The sequence below is a fragment of the Corynebacterium sp. HMSC073D01 genome (assembly GCF_001815555.1).
GTDB classification, from domain to species: Bacteria; Actinomycetota; Actinomycetes; order Mycobacteriales; family Mycobacteriaceae; genus Corynebacterium; species Corynebacterium glucuronolyticum.
Genome location: NZ_KV821058.1, coordinates 2,193 through 19,466, shown reverse-complemented (window position 1 = coordinate 19,466; position 17,274 = coordinate 2,193). Strand labels below are relative to the sequence as shown.

At 53.9% G+C, this 17,274-nt stretch carries 11 protein-coding genes; 1 reads left to right on the top strand and 10 read right to left on the bottom strand.

Going from position 1 to position 17,274, the window contains the following annotated elements; translation table 11 throughout:
- Positions 1–695: 695 nt before the first annotated feature.
- The 10 genes from cas2 to HMPREF3044_RS08150 form a co-directional block, all read right to left on the bottom strand.
- Positions 696–974 carry a CRISPR-associated endonuclease Cas2 gene (gene cas2 / locus HMPREF3044_RS13635; RefSeq protein ID WP_083318141.1) on the bottom strand — a complete coding sequence of 93 codons (279 nt, stop codon included), beginning with the start codon at positions 972–974 and terminating at the stop codon, positions 696–698.
- Positions 971–2,866 (bottom strand): CRISPR-associated endonuclease Cas1, encoded by a 1,896-nt coding sequence (gene cas1, locus HMPREF3044_RS08190; RefSeq protein WP_070740732.1) that lies wholly within the window; start codon positions 2,864–2,866, stop codon positions 971–973. The genes cas2 and cas1 overlap by 4 nt, the downstream gene beginning before the upstream one ends.
- On the bottom strand, positions 2,866–3,441 hold the full coding sequence (gene cas6, locus HMPREF3044_RS08185) for a CRISPR system precrRNA processing endoribonuclease RAMP protein Cas6 (RefSeq protein WP_168167244.1): 576 nt from the start codon (positions 3,439–3,441) through the stop codon (positions 2,866–2,868). The genes cas1 and cas6 overlap by 1 nt, the downstream gene beginning before the upstream one ends.
- Before the next feature lie 233 nt (positions 3,442–3,674).
- Positions 3,675–5,789: a TIGR03986 family type III CRISPR-associated RAMP protein gene (locus tag HMPREF3044_RS08180; RefSeq protein ID WP_070740727.1), complete on the bottom strand. Its 2,115-nt coding sequence runs from the start codon at positions 5,787–5,789 to the stop codon at positions 3,675–3,677.
- 21 nt (positions 5,790–5,810) lie between these two features.
- Positions 5,811–6,323, bottom strand: a complete 513-nt coding sequence (gene csx19 / locus HMPREF3044_RS08175; protein WP_070740724.1) for a type III-D CRISPR-associated protein Csx19 — start codon at positions 6,321–6,323, stop codon at positions 5,811–5,813.
- The gene (locus HMPREF3044_RS08170) at positions 6,323–7,888 is read right to left on the bottom strand and encodes an RAMP superfamily CRISPR-associated protein (RefSeq protein ID WP_070740721.1); all 1,566 of its coding nucleotides are present in this window, start codon (positions 7,886–7,888) and stop codon (positions 6,323–6,325) included. The genes csx19 and HMPREF3044_RS08170 overlap by 1 nt, the downstream gene beginning before the upstream one ends.
- Entirely contained in the window at positions 7,881–10,178 is a 2,298-nt protein-coding gene (locus HMPREF3044_RS08165) for an RAMP superfamily CRISPR-associated protein (protein WP_070740718.1), read from the bottom strand. The genes HMPREF3044_RS08170 and HMPREF3044_RS08165 overlap by 8 nt, the downstream gene beginning before the upstream one ends.
- Positions 10,179–10,183: 5 nt before the next feature.
- On the bottom strand, positions 10,184–11,914 hold the full coding sequence (locus tag HMPREF3044_RS08160; protein WP_141759661.1) for a Cas10/Cmr2 second palm domain-containing protein: 1,731 nt from the start codon (positions 11,912–11,914) through the stop codon (positions 10,184–10,186).
- On the bottom strand, positions 11,901–13,400 hold the full coding sequence (locus HMPREF3044_RS08155; protein WP_070740712.1) for a hypothetical protein: 1,500 nt from the start codon (positions 13,398–13,400) through the stop codon (positions 11,901–11,903). Before HMPREF3044_RS08155 ends, HMPREF3044_RS08160 begins: the two co-directional genes overlap by 14 nt.
- Before the next feature lie 493 nt (positions 13,401–13,893).
- On the bottom strand, positions 13,894–15,975 hold the full coding sequence (locus tag HMPREF3044_RS08150; protein WP_070740709.1) for a hypothetical protein: 2,082 nt from the start codon (positions 15,973–15,975) through the stop codon (positions 13,894–13,896).
- Between the two features lie 511 nt (positions 15,976–16,486).
- Between HMPREF3044_RS08150 and HMPREF3044_RS08145 the strand changes: the two genes are divergently transcribed.
- On the top strand, positions 16,487–16,834 hold the full coding sequence (locus HMPREF3044_RS08145; protein WP_070740707.1) for a hypothetical protein: 348 nt from the start codon (positions 16,487–16,489) through the stop codon (positions 16,832–16,834).
- The last annotated feature ends 440 nt before the right edge of the window (positions 16,835–17,274 follow it).

Sequence of the window (17,274 nt, the reverse complement as noted above, 5' to 3'; positions counted from 1 at the left end):
CCCCAGGTGTCCACATCCAAGGGGTCGGGTCCCATCGGAGGAGCCGAAACCATCGAACTCAACGGCCCTAACCTCAGAATCCAGCAACAATAAACCCACTGGAAAACACCGCTACCCGATACACCCCAAACCGTTATCGGGTAGCCCCCAAACTGTTACCCGACCAACCCGCGACCGCTACTCGAAGGCACTCCGTTACAGTACGCTCCGGAAGACTACATCACGTTTCAATTCGCTTATCAGCGAGACTTGGTCTCTAACCCTGCTGCTGAGTAAGCAGTAAGGCACAGTAGCTACCCCGTTTCAATTCGCTCATCAGCGAGACTTGGTCTCTGACGCGAACCATCATGATTCGCCCCAGTTGTGGCCGCGGGTGTTTCAATTCGCTCATCAGCGAGACTTGGTCTCTGACTTGCTTCCTGGTCTCAACTGGAAGAAAGCCAACCCGTTTCAATTCGCTCATCAGCGAGACTTGGTCTCTGACTCTCTCGCAGTTTCAAGGCGGCATCTGAATTTCAATTCGCTCATCAGCGAGACTTGGTCTCTGACCCTACCCTATTTTTGGCCTTTGCGACCAGCGGAGATACAAGGCAAATTCACACCTCTCTGTTTTGAACACAGTTTTGAACAATGTTTTAACACAGGATACCCTAATAAGTCCTGGTCAGAACCAATCACACTACTCAACTTTTTTGTCATACTACGAACCACCCCCGTTCTCCGCTATCAATGTGAAACTGCCCATGTTTTCCTGCACTGGAAAAACAGGTTGCGCACACCGGCAACCATAGTAGTCGATCGCTGCTTTCATCAAACATTTCAACGACTTGTTGTTCGTGCACGGCACGCTGGTCGCTGGGTAACTCGACAAGGAATACCGATTCCTGGATGCGGTAGCCCACGCTTTGGAGGTAGGCGGAAACGCGTGCGCGACGACCACTGTGGGAAATGTCGTAACAGCAGAGGTATTTCATCGCCAGACGAATCCAGTAAACGTGGTTGGGTCATTGCTTTCGATTGCAGAGCAGAGACGTTCTGCCTGCCGGTAGAGCAGGCGACGGGTGCTTCCTTTGAAATTCTCTATTGCGCCGGAACGCACTTGTAGCATTCTGTTCTCGTAGGTCTTAAGGAGGATTTTCTTACATTTCTTATTTAGGAGTACTCCACCCGCACGGTCAGGATCGGGGATTCCATGCTCAGCCTTCAGTCTCCCCGATTTGGCTAACTGGATCACCGATTGATCGACGACGTAGGGACGAAATTCTTCCATGAGGTCCAACGCCAGGCTCGGGCGCGCATGTGAACCTGATTCCGCGTGCAGCATTCCGCAAGCAGGCTCCAACCCAGCTGCGATCACTGCTGATGTCGCCTCAGAGGTGAGCACAGCATAAGCGTAGCTCAAAGCCGCATTGACAACATCCCGCGGAGGTCGCCTGTTCCGACCGGTGAATGATAAATCTTCTGGCACGGCCAGGGCGAGGGCGTGGAAGTAATGACGCGCTGAAGCACCTTCGATGCCCATGAGCTGTTCCACCGAGGAGACGTGTGTAATTTTCTTCCGCAATTTCTTCATCGCAGCTAAGTCCTTGCGGACTTCCTCAGGATTTTCCGGTGACGCTAGCCTCCGAAGCACTGTCATCTGGTGGCTTACTTTGGAATCAACGAATTCCCTCGCGCAAAGCAGACGAAATGAGGTGTCATTGGATACATCAAGCTGCTTTTTCAATCGTCCTAACTTAGCCGTAGCTGATCCAGGAGCCAAGGCACCAAGGTAGGAGCCTCGCCTCGACATGAAACTCACAGGAACGTCGGAATACAAGGCAAATGACCGAACTCCAGATGTAATGCCTACAGAGCCGAAACACACTAGCGCCCCAACCTGGGTCTGCGGAATGCTAAGGAGCTCCTTTCGCTCGCGGTCGCTCACGATAATCCTGCCTCGGTGCATGCGGATGTGCGCTCCTTGTTTGGCAACGTACAAAGCCTTCTTCGGGGAATCCTCAATTCGCTCAAATTCCTGGTTGGTAGGAAGAACTGGGCCAAACTCTTCCCCCAGGAAGGTAAATCCTTTGGAAAAGTCCATAATCTCGCATTCTTCAACGTTCAACTTCATACTGCTTTCCTTCAAGAACCTACGAGTTAGTTTCATTCCCTCACGAATATGAGCTTCATTTCTGCCGAAGAGCGCAATGTCATCTGAATACCTAACAAGACCGAAGCCCTGCTCCTGGATGCGCTCGTCAAAGGGCTGCAAGAAGACGTTGAGTAGCAGAGGTGATAAGGCGCATCCCTGGGGGATTCCGTAGGCCTTTGTTGGTTGCCCCGCAGGCGACAAAACGGGGCGTTGCATGAGCGTGGTGATGACTGAATTGATCGACGTATCAGGCAATAAGGGCAGGGCTGCGCTAAGGGCGCAATCGTTGGGGACGTTGTCGAAGCAATCGTCAATATCCATTCGCGCACACCACGTGAATCCACTTTCTCGGAAGGCGACAACGTCCTCACTAGCTGTATGCACTCCCCTGCCCGGCCGATAAGCATGCGCTGCCGGATCAGCCCCGGCATCGATAAAGTGGGCACACTGGTCAACGATGCATCGCTCCACGATGCGATCCCGTACGGCGGACACAGCCAAATTTCTCACCCCACCGTCATCTTTGGGAATCAGTACTCGACGCAAGGGCGAGGGCTTATATTTCTCTTTCCGTAGCTGAAGGTGAAGCGTGGACAGCTTCTTTTCGGCATGTTGCTGAAACCTCTTCACTGCAGGGGATAGCTGGCCATCATCTGTGCTGTTACGCCGAACATCGATCCACGCCTCCCAGAGGTTCGTTGAATCTGAAATCGCGTCGAGAAGCCGTACCATTAGTCAAGCAATTCGATACTCCCGAGCCCACGAGTGGTGTAGGAACCAAGCCCGATGAACCCAGCCAAACCGAGCAGCGAGCAAAAGACTTGGGAGGCTTTTTCACTGCCAAACTCGTAGCTCATTTCTCCGACGAAACCAGAAACCGTCAGTTTTCCTCCGAGGTTGAAGACCTTATTGCGACCGTTAATATCCCGGACCCAAGCGGCAGGAAGGATGTCACGCCGTTCTTCCTCACGGTCATCGACAAGCCGGTGGCCAAAGGTCTTCTCCCAGCGCGAGGACAATGAGTGGAAGACTCGGGTGGGGTCCGGAAGGGGCGTGGTCTTGGAACCGACGCGAAACGTCGTCGGTGTGCAGAAGCGGACTCCGACCGTGATCCACGCCGGAATGGCGCAGAGACCAGACTCGTCAATTTCCGCTTCCAACCGGGGTGGAAAGAGCACCATGGCCTCTTGTGCACCAAAGCGCAACTGTTGCCCTGGGTAGAAGGTCGCTACAACAGCATCAGCCGGTGCATCGCCTACAGTGGAAATCCGGAGGGAAGCGACACCGCTTCCCTCATTTTTCACCATTCCTATCGACCAGGGTTTGTTGTTGCTCCAGTGCTTAGTATCCAGCACTCGTGACACCGCCGCATGCACGTGAGCGAGTTTCACCTTCCTGGAATCAACATTCCCGAAGATGATCCTCCAAGACCGCACGTAGGTCATTTAATACTCACTCCTGCCCTAGTCCACGTAGCGGCCGGTTTTGCACTACACCAGACGCGCCGATAACTACTCAATTATTGTCTCGCACCTTGAGTTTATTGCCCGTAATCTGAAGGATATTTCTGAAGAGGATCCGTACCAGTTTGGATGTCGAGCTGACACAGTCTCTTATCTTCTCCCTTTGATTCTTGCCACCACTCGAACTGCTTGCCCGCTGGTTTCTGATCCAAACGTGGGTAGTGAACACGTATTTTCTTACCAAAACCATGAGCTATGAGGAGGTACTCTGTTACCGATTGGTAAAGACCGGGGTGCGCATCTCTGTCTCGGTACAAGGCATCAAAGCGAGACTTCAAATCCTCGCCTAGCTTTCCCAAGCGGTTATCGTCTTTTTCCGCTGGTTGATTCACCTTCAGCTCTGTAGGAGCTATTAGAGCATCTACAGCGTAGCGTTCCCTCATCTGCTCTTCACGGTGCAGGTCTGTATGGACAATGGACAGACGGGTGGCCCCAAAACCAAGGGGCTTGCCTAGACCGAGCAGAAAGGCAGGATGCTTATCTTTCCCCTCGATCGGCAACTTGTTATTGCTCAGGTCGAGCAGCCACACCAATGCTGCTGCGTCGTTTTCATCCAGATTGTGCAAGTAGATGGTGCAGCGAAATGTTGTGCCATGGTTCACCCAACTTCCAATGGACGATGCCACCTTTGCGTTGGCCTTCGCTTCTTCGCCCTCGTCCTGAGGGCTCTCTGGGAACATGTACTCCTTGTACCTCTTCGAATCGGGGTTATCCCAATAGGGGCTGTTTTTGCCGTCTTCGACAAGGCGCCCACGATGAGTGACATAGAACTTTCGCCCACGGAGCTTACTGTTTTCCTTATACTTCCCGTTGGCGACGTAAAAACTGTGGCTACTCGTCTTCGCTCCATTGAGCACAGCGAGCTTTAGTGGTTTGTCAAACTCAATGATCTCCTTATCCGGATTCCCCACACATACCACGCTTCCCACACTGACCTGCGCCTTGTAGGAGCTGACGTCATTACTACTGGAGGAGGTCCAGCCGAAAACCCGGTCGGCAGCTGAGAGCTGTTCAACGCGCTCTGCTGGCCGATAATCCGTGTCCTTAATGAGATCCCAAGGGGTTTTATCAAATGGCTCACGCGAGATCATCGACGGAGACAACTTGCCATTGCTATACCAAAGAGTGCGGCCAACCTTCAGCTTCCAGTGGTCGGCGTATTCGCTTCCCTCTGGGTCGGCATAGGTTCCCGGGAAGGATCCAGTGCCAGAAATAGTAGTAGCGAATTCTTCTGCGGCGTCTCGATATGACTGGATAACTCGATCCCAGTCCTCGATTTTCACCTTCATCTCGGGAGCCAATTCGAGGAGGTTTACTTCACCATTTGACGGAAGCGCTGGGCCATAGCCCTTGACAGCGCCTAACACAATTTTGCTTTCGTCCAGGAGGGTGGACGTGATAAACAATCGTTCATTCTTTTTCCCTCCAATCTTACTGTCAGTCCAGTGAATGATCCCCTCCACAACTGCTTCATCAGAAGGCTGATCTACTTTCTTTTTCAGTGGATCAGCCTGTTCAGTTGGTGCAATTTCTTTCACGCGCAAACCGTTCTTACCAGGAGCGATAATGGCAACAACTTTCTCACCATCTAAGGCACGAGGATCATCGACACCAACGCTTCGGCAGAACCGTGATTGCTCACTAACCAACATCTTGGCAGCAAGATACGATCCGGGGCGCTTGTTTGTTTTCAGGATGGCAATTGTGGCGCGCCCATTCTTAGGATTAACGGATTTCACAACTGCTGGCTCAACGTGAGAACCATCCTCAGCACTATCACGCCCAGCCAACATCTGGGAATGCGTCTCTTTGTCGAAGGTGCCGTACCTTGAATTGGTAATGGCCTCGTAAGCAGAGCGGAGTGCCCCCTTGAAGCTGGAGCCCTGAAAAAGGGGGTGTCCGGCAGCGTCGGTCTGTGTTTCCTTATACGGGCCTTCTTCACCATCGGGGCGCGGGCTTTCCACCGGCAGCAGCAGCGGAGTGAGCGCGGTGAATTCCACAGTAACGCTGCCCGAGATCCCAGAAGCCACTCCGTGGGGGTTGGGGAGGGCATCACGGAAGGGGTCGTTCCCGGAATTGCGGCCGGGGAGAGAAACGAAATTGTATGGGTTAATAAAACCTTTAGTCGCCATTGTTATTTCCCGTTCCTCTCTCTAGTTATCTTTGTGGATTGTGAGATGGACAAGTCGCGATTTATACGGGTAACAATTTCCGTATTCACCGACTTTGATGTGGGTTCGTTGTACCAGGCACAAACTGGTCCCTGGCTCCACGCCACCGATCGGTATAGCAAGAGCGCCGATACGGGAATCCGTAGTGAGCGTCCAGTTCTCACTCTTACTGCCCGAAACGGCAGTGCCCCACAACAGCTGCTGCTGGTCCACCGACTCCAGATCAGTGGGGTCTTCGGACACGAAACTGGTTCCCTCGCCGTCGCTTTCATGACGCCAGGTCACCTGACGCGCGTCGCCGAAGAAGATGGCTTCGAATGCGGTATCGAATGAGGCTGCTACCTCGCCTGACTCCGCCTCTTCTGCGTAGCGGAGCCACACCCGCTTTTCTGCGTCGTAGCGGACGAAGTAAGCGGCTTCCGGACTATAGATAATGCCTGTCGCGCATCCGCCTTGGCTAGCCGTATCCGCAGCGTGGAAAAGTGTCGTTGCCATTATTTGCTCACTTTCTCTTGCGTAGCAAGGGCTGACTCCCAACCTGTTGCCGCCTCAATGCGGGCGTTTTCGTAGTCGCCGCCAAAAAGGAGGTCGCGGAAGCTGACTGGTTCTTCTGGTTTTTCCGCATCTGCCGCCAGTGCTGAGAAAAGGCTGCTTAATTTCAGAGTTTCTGGATCGACAAGGATTCCGCCGCTACCACGAGTGGTTTGCACCCCGAAGCGCAGATAGCCTTCCACGAGATCTCGAAGCAAGAAGAGCAGGAGCGCGCAGGCTGCCTTCACTCTGTCTTCATCGCCGTGCGCCAGCGTCGTGAGCCGATCCATGTCTAGCGTGAGTCGCATCGGCTTCCACGTGACGTGGGGTTCTAGTGTGCAAAACAGTGCGCCGGCGACCGTGTTTCCGGAGAAGCGATCGACGGAGTTTCTCCACGCGACGTGAAGAAAGTCATTCTTTGTCGTTTCATTTCTCTTCCACTGGGCATTGATCTTTTCGACGCAGGTGTTGATGCCATGGGCATCGGCACGCTCGGTCTCCGCGGGGTCACCGTCCCGGTTGTCCTTCGTTCGATCCACGATATCTGCGTAGAGAACTGGATCAACGGAATTAACGGAGACGACATCATGGAAGGTCAGTGCTCCGCGTACTGCCGGGTGGGTCGAGCCGTCTGGAGTGGTGACCGACGCATTTCCGAACAGGTCTGCTACCTGCACAAGACCTGATTGGGAGACCTGATCGAGGAAGTTGTCGGGCACCGGAGTACCGGTCACGGTGCGGGCAATGAACTCGGCCCGGTTCCTGAACACGCCCTTGATGGAGCTTGCTGGTAGGAGGAAGTGAACTCCATCCGGCAACATCCGTGTCAAGGGGACGATCTGGACCGCGGCACCATCTCGTTTCTCGCCTAAGAAAAGAGCTCCCTCGCGCTCAAACGGGATGGTGATGGACACCACATTGCCGGATTCATCCGCGATGGTATCGTCACCGACTGGCTCCCCGCCTCTCAGCGAACGAAGAAGATGCTGCGGGTCGAATGAGCGACGGACGAGACCGGCATTCTCCAACTGCAGAAAACCTGCCCCCTTCGACTTGTCTTTGCCCACCTGTATCCCATGTGTTTCCAGCCTGTGTCGTATTCGCTGGATGAGCTCCTCCATCTCTGCGGTGTTGTCCTCGGTGTACTCCGCCAAGCAGCGGAACCGGAACGTCACACCGGGGAGGACGTACTCTCGGGCGTAGAGGTGGTGGCCTGCTACGCCTCCGGTACGCCGATCAATGGAGTTCATCGTCCGCACTTCAATTTCTGGAGTCTGCTCGGTGAACGCGTCGAAGACCGTAATCATGCTGGCTGCTGATGTTTCCTCATCCCCACCTGCGATGTGACCCCACAGGGGACTGTCGAACTGGGTGCGGAGCGCACCGGTGAGGGACGTGCCTGGGATGACGATTCGCTGCAGGCCATCGCGCATGAGGGTAGCGTCGACAAGCTCCCCCTCAGATGCGGAGCCGATGTGGAGTGGAGACTGGACTGCGAGGGTACCTGTCAGCTCCATCTGCTTAAACATGGTCGGATTCTCCTTCCGCATCGCCCGAAGCTGGGGCGCTTTGTTTCACGATGTTGACGACGAGGGGCTGCACAATCGAGGCAATCAACTCTCCAATATCCACTTTCTCCCTCTGCGCGAGTGCGAATACCTTATTCAAAAGGTTGTCGTGCTCCCCGCGTTCACCACGCCCTAGCTCCTTGAGAAGATCGTGGCAGTCACTAAAGCGCGACGGCAACGTCAGCAGGTGCTGAAGATCGTTGAAGGACGTATTATTCTGCTTCTTAAACCAGCTCGACACGGCCTTTTGCCCATACGGCGTAGCCATGTTCATGGTGAGGTTACGCAGCTTATTCTTCTGCGTATTCGTCATGCCACAGGGCAGGATAGATTGGGCATCTGTACCGGACGCACGAGCGGTGGAGGATGCTCGATCGCGCAACACGCCCGTAATAATCGTGAGGCGGGTAGCATCATCCACCTGCGCTGCATTCTTCTCGTCCCGGGAGCCGGAAGTCGGAGTCACCACCCTAACGGTTTTTTCTGCAAGGTATGGGGGATTGACCTGGACTTGGCCGAAGCCCTCCGCTGTCCGGATCCCGATCCCTGTCCGGAGCTTCGCCAGTGTCTTGGCGGAAATGGGTTCACACGACTCGATTTTCACCACACTGCCAGCAGCCAGTCCGATGAGCGTCGGACGTGGAAGTCCCCAGCGAGCCTGCCAGGATTCCTGCCTGTTCACGGCCGTTATCTGTGATAGCGCGTTACTCGTCCCGGTGTTTACCGGCTGGGGAATGCTGAGTGTCTCGGCACCGAGGCCGAGTACCCTCTCAAGCTCGCGAAGGAGCCGCTCAGTCGTGGGATCATAGCTGCCGTCATCACCAACGAGCAGCACATCAGATTCCAATGCGAGGGTGAAAGCAATGGTTTCTGACTCTGCACGCGGATCGGCCACGATCTCCTCAGTGATGTCAACGGTCACCAGACCATAGTCGTCCTTCTTGGAGGTACCGATCCGTGCCTCGAATGGCGCAACCGGATGTGGCGAAGCGTGCGCGCCTGTTTCCAGCAGTACGTCGGCGCGGAACTGCACTCCCGCCGGCACCGCTCTGTACTCAAACAATTCCGGTTGGCGCTCCGCCTCAATAGAGACGTGCGTACGGGAGACGAGGTCGACCGAGATCTCTTGAACCTTACCGGCACCAGCTACGACAACGTAGCTACCGGTGCTTGGCTTCAGCTTTGGATCAAACGTGTGGGAACGGAACTTATTGGTGAGCATGGCACCGGTAGTACCCTTTTTCCGTGTTAGTGCACGTGGCCACGGTGTGCTTTCCTGTCCATCAGGCGATGGGTACGCATTAGTGACGACGACCCTGTTATTGCGAATATCCTCGCCCCGTAGCCCGAGCTTTCGCTGAACAATGCCGAGGAGCACACCGCCAGGAATAAAGGTAGACGATGTGACAACGGTCCCCTTCTTCACGGGACCAACGATGATCGGAGAACGCGTATTCACGAGAACTCGATACCGATGCCTTCGGTCCAGTACGTCTGCTACGGCGTTTTCACCCCCGTGCTGCTCACCGTGCGGAGGATGTGGCACTGGCTCACGGAAGCCGTTATCGTCCAGGTAGTCTTCCACCTTCCATGTGCTTGTCGACGGAATGTCCACCTTGACGACGAACTCTCCTGCACCGCGACGGCGCTTACCGCCGATGCTATCCGTCAGCTTCGTGGCAGCGTGGAGTAATAGCCACATGGGCCACAGGTCGCTTTCCTGCGCATCATCTGGGACGGTGACCGACAGATTTCCATTCAGTACCTGCCCGGCGCGCGCACGCTCTTCGGTGCGCAAGCTACCGTCAACTGTCGATCCGGTAACGGGATCAACCTTTTGCGACCTGCGGATGACCGTCAGCGCCTCCTGCAGCTCCCTCGGGCTCACCCCGATGTTCTCAGCCAAACCGGAACCATCGACGGTGTCGATGAGGCGCAAGGATTCCGCGTGCAGGGCAGCAGGAACGGGAGCCACAATGGCGGCCGGATTCACTCCGCCACGGTCTGGCTGGCTACCGAAGAGGAAGTCCACCCACTCGTGCCAGACGGCATCTCCTGAGGGGTCTGCAGTATCGAACGACTCCGCTAATCTCTCGGAGTTCTCACGAAGGAGGCCAACCAGTGTCTTCGCCGGTATGTACGGCAGCCCTGCCACGTCGCGGACCACGGCCGAGTCAATCGCCTTAGCTAGGCCGTAACCTGCTCTAATACTCCAATCGGAAACGGCGGTCGCTGTGACCGCACATCGCATTACGTTCACTGTTCCTCCTCGCTATCTGCCCCGGCACTTTCCGCCTCATTAACGTCAACGAGTTCCATCGCTGTAATGAAGGTTGTCGGTGATGATTCCGCATACAGGTTGTTACCATCGCCGCTGGTATCGACGGCGATTGATTCGATGATGCCGAGCTTGCTACGCATCCCCAAATCTCTTGCCCTATTTTTGGCTATCTGGACCTTGTTTGCTGCTTCCGTGACGCTCGATGATTCGGTCAGCGCCTCGCGGAAGAGCCCCATCACGCCATGGCTCACTCCGTCTTCGCCGGCGCGAAGATGCTCCATCATGTCAAAAAGCTCTGCGGCAGTTCCTATGCCTTCTCCTTCTGCGACCAGTGGTTGCGCTGCATAGCACGCGCCGTTAATGGAGGCATCCTCCCGCAACTGCGAGAGGGGGCGAAGCGACGGCTCGTACAGCACGTGGACTGCCACAGACGATTGTGCACGCGTACGGTTTTTGGCCAACGACGTGAGAGCCTCCGCTACGTCGACGCTGTGATGGAAGGGGTGCTTAATTTTGGTCAGCAGCACACCAGCGGCCATGGACAGGTTCTTGGCATTCTGGTTTTCATCGACATTCCCGCCCGGCGCGCCGAGAACCCTGTCGATATCAGCGAAAACCTTTTTGAACTCCCGTGCATCGGGATCCTTCTCATCCAAGGCGATCCTTTGGAAGTTGCGGGTCAGTTCGACGGCGAATCGCACTGCTATTTTCCCGCTCACCATGACGACTACATCGTCACCACCGACGATCACCGGGAGGAGGCAGTTTTCCATGTCACCGACGACGTCATCTACTGTCCGGCCGAACGCCTTCCACGTGATCGCTTCCAACCCCCTAGAAAGCCGTGCCTCGGAAACAATGAAATCCACGCCTGGCCGGGATGACGCGGGATCATTCGCTTTCACCTCTGCCAGATTGAGGAAGATCTTCCCCACTCCGTTGCCGTCAGCGTGAATAACCCCCACCCACGACGAGGCCGTGAGCCCCTGGTCGAGATCCTTGATCTGGAGCAGCGCTCTTTCGAATTTATCCTTCGACCCGCCACTATCCTGGATCAGCTTGTCCTCAAGGCGCTTGCGTGCATCTGTCACGCTGTTAAAGAGGTAGTCCACCCGTGCACTGCGTAGAAACCCCTCACTATCTTTCCTCGTCTCTGGGGCGCGCGTTGTTGCGACCTCGTTGGTGTAGGAGCAACGCGCATGGAAAGGTGTCGCTGGATCTGTCACGACAGGTGGTGTGCGCTTGTACCTCTGCGCCTCCAGGTTGATGTTCGCCTCACGCAGTCTGTCTGCCGCGTCGGAGAAATCTGCTTTCAGTGGATCGGACACAACTCCCCACACGTCGATGCCGGTACGCTCTTTAATTGCACGCAGCGTAATACCACTAATGATCTCTTCCCCTACCTCGCGCGTAGGGACGAGAAGGTAGGCCTTCCCGGAGGCCTCCACGACGTGCACAATAGCGTCTGCTCCGCTGGTGGGGCCACTGAAGTAATCCTCGATTTCAGCAAGTGCGTTGTAGAATGCGCACCCATGGTCGTCTGCTACACTCTGCGCCACCTCTTTCACCCATACATAGCCAAGAGACCAAATTGCCGCAGACGCGGCGACTTGAAGGCGCTGTTTTGTTGTAGAAAAGATGTACTTCTGGTTCGACCCAGTTTCAAGCAAAACCCAACGTGGGCCGCTGGTATTAGTCTGAGGCATGTGTTACTCCACTGGTTTTCCTATTTTCTGCTGAGGACTGGTGATCTGGATCGGGCGGGGATGTTAGAAACTCTTTATACATAGCTTTGCCGCGTTCCGCTTCCTCTTTTTCGATCGGATGAGCGATCATCCAGTGGCTGCACGGCGGGTGACACATCCCGTCGTAGTGAACGAGACGAAGCCGACTCCAGTAGTCCGAAGCTTTGTTCATCGGCTCATTTTTCCAATCCCGTGCTGTTGTTCGCCTTCGCGTGATGAGCATGCCGGATGCAAAAGCTACCGATTTTGGTACCTGCAAGAGTAGGTCAATGGTAGCGTTGGGGAACTCCTCCAATGCATCAAAAATGGCCTTCGCCACCAGTTGGCTTAGCTGGTTTCCGCCCATTTCTACGATGTGGACGCCGGTTTCTTGATAGACCTCCCCTGCCCTTGCTTGTGGTTCCTCGCCTGTATCGCCAACCAGTCTCACCCGCCTAAGCTGGAGCGCCTCTCCTCGCTTTTCACCACGAGCTATTGGCGCGCGATTGGTGATCCCGACAATGCGAAGAACATCGTAATCGCCAACGGGAATACGACCTTCTACCGCAACTTTCTCCCCTACTAGTGGCGACGCTGAGGAGGCAGGATCAAAATTATTCCGAAATTCGCCCAGCATGATGTGAACTTTGACCCTCTTCGGAGCCTCGTTGTGCGTCAGTTGTTCAAAGAGTTCCGCGCCGGAACGAATACTAACTGGTTCTGCCACGCTTTCACGTGGGGCGTAGTCAACGTAGGAAGGATAATAGCAGGAGTGTGACGAGGCGGCCTTAGACGCAGCGTTGTCCCAGTCTTCTGGTTTTTCGTTCTTATACTCCCACTCGGTGTTGTTCACGACTTTGTGTTTGTCGTCGGGATTGAGTTCGACAAATTTTATAATCCCCCGCGGATACCACTCGTTGCCGATCCGAAAAGCAAGTGGCCACAGGAGGTCAGGTGCCAGCTTGAAGATTGAGTGATCGTCATCCAAGTTTGTCAATCGTTCCAGCTCTCCTGACATAGATTTCAACTCAGCAGACAGATCATAGACGCGCTGTCCCTCAGAAGGAGCAGCGACAAACCGGTTTATAGCCTTGAAGTCAATGGAGTCAGGAACGTTTTCACTGACCTGGTCAAAGTGCCACGCCAAGAAGGTGGGGGACTGCGTGTGGATGTAGTAGTACGTCCCCATGTCTTGGTTCATACTTTGGAGTTCCCTGAGGGACCGACCCAGACATAACAATGCTCCAAGAACGACACCTAACCAAATGAAGACATGAACCCAATCGACGACATCTGTGGCCCGTCCACATAATGAAGCAACAGCATTAACCAGATATTCTGCACATAGTCCTCCGAAAACGGAGATCAAACCGACGGCAATAGCCTGCTTTTTCAGCAATTCGGTGCGTTTTTCATACCTGCTCTTTGAAACTGTCTTTCCGAGTGTGTCCCTTTTTCCCTTCGCCAATGCAAAGATTCCTTTCTACCGAGATTTTTCATGCGCCCTCCTTACCCAGCAGGACGTAAACAACAGGTAATAGAAAATGCTCTGAGCAATTGCAACCTGCAAAACCGACACATCACTTCCAGCAGAAACTCCTGCTAACTGCACTCACGATGGAGTGCAAAGTCGCAAAAGCCCTAAACCGTGGAAGAGCGACAAGTCACGTGTCCATCAGCAGAATCCTTCAATTGCGAGTGAAGAGACCGCATACCTCGGCGCGGAGCCGTTGCATCGCAGTCTCGAACGATCGATACAGATCCTAGTATTCCAGACTCCAAGCAAAACTTCAGCTGCTTCACAGTCATAATGGAGATTTTGTGCACTCTTCCACGGCAAAGGAAAAGACCAATACTCTATTGCAGTTGCTCCCAGAAGCTCTCGGGGATGCGAACGGGTTCTGCACCATCATTTCCGTAGTGAAGGATGCTTTGCCAATCATTTGTCATGCGAGCAATGTTCAGTATGAACCGATCCTTTTCCCACTGCCGTGATCGGTCATGTTTTCGACATATTCTTCCGGAGCAACGACTAGAACACGGCTGAGACTGCCAACAATTCTCTCAAGTTTGGCCTCTTCCTCAACGATACAGAAGCGCACATCGCGAACGTCAGTGTTTGGAACGTTCCGGCGTTTACGATGGGGATCAACGACGGCAACGAGAGCGGCCATATTTCGCCCGGTGAGAACGAGCGCATCTATGACAACTCTGGATCGATGGTGGTCCTTTCGATGCTGAAGCCTCCCCCTCTGTGAACCACGGGGAACGAACACTTCGCAATCATGATAATCAGCTGCCCACGCGACGCTCCGAGCAACAGGATCTAGGCTTTCAAAGTCCTTCTGCCACAACCGTTTAAAGTATCCACTTCCCGCAACCTCATTAAATGGCTCCTCATATTGCCTCCTATACGCTTCAGGATTGGTTTCCGGACTCCAAAAACGGATGCATCGACCATAGGTGTCATCTGTCAGTAGAAGTGGCTTTTTGTCCAGATGGACGAGCTGGGCAAAGTCTTCTTTGTGTTCTCGCGTACACATTCGGTTGTGTTCCCAGGCATAGCGAACAAAGCCCCCGATAGCCCACTTAGGCCCCGCTGTCACTCCAACATAGGTAGGAACCACACCACTGGCGACGCGGTAGCAGACACGAGCATTGAGAGCGGGGATAGAGATGACATCCCGCTCCACGTCCCCCGGTAAGGATCCAGTAAACGTACTGTTTGTCAGACAACCCACGACAACCGGACGATCTTGGCCTTCTTCACTGAACTTGAGTGCCATCTCGCCGACCAGAGCCTGTGTCACAGAGGGAATTCCCATCACACAACTCAGAACATCAACGGAAGCATAGTCGCTCATGTCGGGTTCGTGTACGCGGTCAACCTTGAGGAAGAAGTCCTGAAGTTTCTCCACTAGCTGGTGATAAAAATTCATGACCTCTGGTGAAGAAGCAATGGCATCAAAGTTGAAACGATCCCGGGACGTGCCACGCACATGACCCAGTTTTTCTAGTTCTTCCAACTGGTCTTGCACACGACAATTTGTCGATCGGAAAACGACAGTCCACATGAAGGCCTCTGGTCCGAAGGCATTTCTTCCAACCACGTCCCGATCCACAAAGAGGTTCCTTGCCATAATATCCCTACGCTTCACCTCGAAGTGGAGAATGCGTTGTCGAACCTGGAGAACAACGTCAAACTCGGAGAGAACCTTCACTCCAGAAGGGTTCGTTCCGGCTTCATGGTCTAATATTTTTACGCCACCGTACACATGGTACGGTTCGGATTCTCCAAAAACCTCATCTGCTGCCAGTGCAACCAGGCAGGCGACGACAGTTTCGCACCCAGCACCGAAGCATTCATTTATTTGTTCTGGATCACTTAGCCCAGTGAAGTACTGTCCCAGAACCTCGATGCCACTTCTGATGCTTCGCTCCGCCTGCGGGCCCTGTTGTGGTCGTCTTTCCCGCAGTTGCCACGAAATCTGCTCTATATGGTTGAATGCCTCAGCACGCACGTCACGCGAGCCCTTGCGCTGATCTTTCGTGCGAACCGGCCCCCATCCTATTTCTATCCCCCTCCCCGTTACGCCAACCATGTCTTGGAGCTCTAAATTTCGAGAGACGTCTACTGCTTCAATACCATCGTGACGATCGTCCAGAAGAATGTTCCCTGTCCAGTTATCCAGGTACTGCCGGAGGTAGTTGTTTTTCCCCTCGTGATCATTCAGGTGTTTCCAGATAGCACACGCTGCAAGGACGCGACTGCCGTCAGTGTAGAAAAGCGAGTATGGTACGACGAGCTGAATCCTCTCGAGTTGCTCGTAACAGTCATCGAAATCTATGCAGTCCCCGACGTCAACGAGGCTGAAGTGCAGCTGATCTCCCAGTTCTGTCGTAGACAGGTATTCCACCATTGTGTTGGCCTGCGCCACCGATTCAGTCGTGTGCGCAATAATGACTTCACTACCTGGCTCAACCCCTAACAGCATCGGGTAAACGGCGGCGGGGTGCCCCTCAAACAGAACGAGCGTATCCATTTTTCCTTCTCCTGGCGATGACCGGTGACATGCTGCAGCATCCCGCTTCCGTTCAGAAGCTGTGACATGCGCCAAAGCCGAATATAAATGTCGTCTTTAAGCCTGCCATAACTTAACCATCATCGCTTGTCTTTTGCGATTCTGTGATTCCCAAAAGGCACCACCAAGGAGGGAAAAGTCAACTTCCCAGCCCGAAGTACAGCAACCAAGATGCCAAACCACCACGAGATCCCTATAGACATACTTATGCTCATTCGTCCCATTCTGTTTCCGCGGCTGCAATGATCACCAACCATATAGCGCAGCCAAAAGAGAACCTCTACAATAGCCATAGCAGTTCGATAGATACGCAATACTCCCTGTCTAGTTTTCCACCAGCAATGCCAGAGGTTTTGAAGCCACTTCACGTATTGCTATCGTCTGGATAATCTGGGAAGCAGCACTAACCAAGAACTGCGAGCGATACCAAACAACAAGCCGTTGCACGCTGCCTCCGCAAAGGACTTCTACGATGACCGTTGAGATCGTCAATCTCACCCCGCATTCCATCACGATCGTTGGGGAGGACAACTCCGTTCTCTTCGAACTCCCCGGCTCACAGCATCCTGCCCGTGTGACGGAGCACGTGTTAAAGGACGCACCTCTCTATACAGCAGACACAACCGTTCCTTGCTTCTCGGTTGGCTACAGCTCTGTTGTCGAAAATTTGCCCGATGAAAGCCCCGATTCCGTGTACGTGGTTTCCCAACTCGTGCTTCAGGCACTGCCAAACCGCAGTGACCTTTATTTCCCGTTCCCTGTCGTACGCGATAAGAACAACCAAATCATCGGCTGTCGTGGTCTTGGCAGATTGAGCTAATTCAAGAGCACTCCGCCCTACCTCACCAACCTCTCAAGGAATTTCTTTTCTTGAAAAAACTCCAGAGAACCGTTTCACTTCTCCCAAAAGCCACAGTAAACTGAGCGTTTGCAGGCGGTAAATGCAGATGCGTGTAGAAAACCGGGATAACATCACTTCCCCACCGATATTCCCCTAACCCCATTGAGTGACTCGGTCCCCACCACAGGCAGCGCCCATTTTCCTAACGCATTTGAAACAACACCAGGGGTGGTTCGAAATATGTCTGAATGGCCGACTAGTGTGATTAGCCTTGACCAGCACAAATAGGATACCCTGCATGAAAACGATGTTCAAAACTGTGTTCAAAACTACGAGGTGTGAATTCCCCTCCCATCCCCGCTGGTCACAACAGCCAAAAATAGGGTAGGGTCAGAGACGAAGTCTCGCTGATGAGCGAA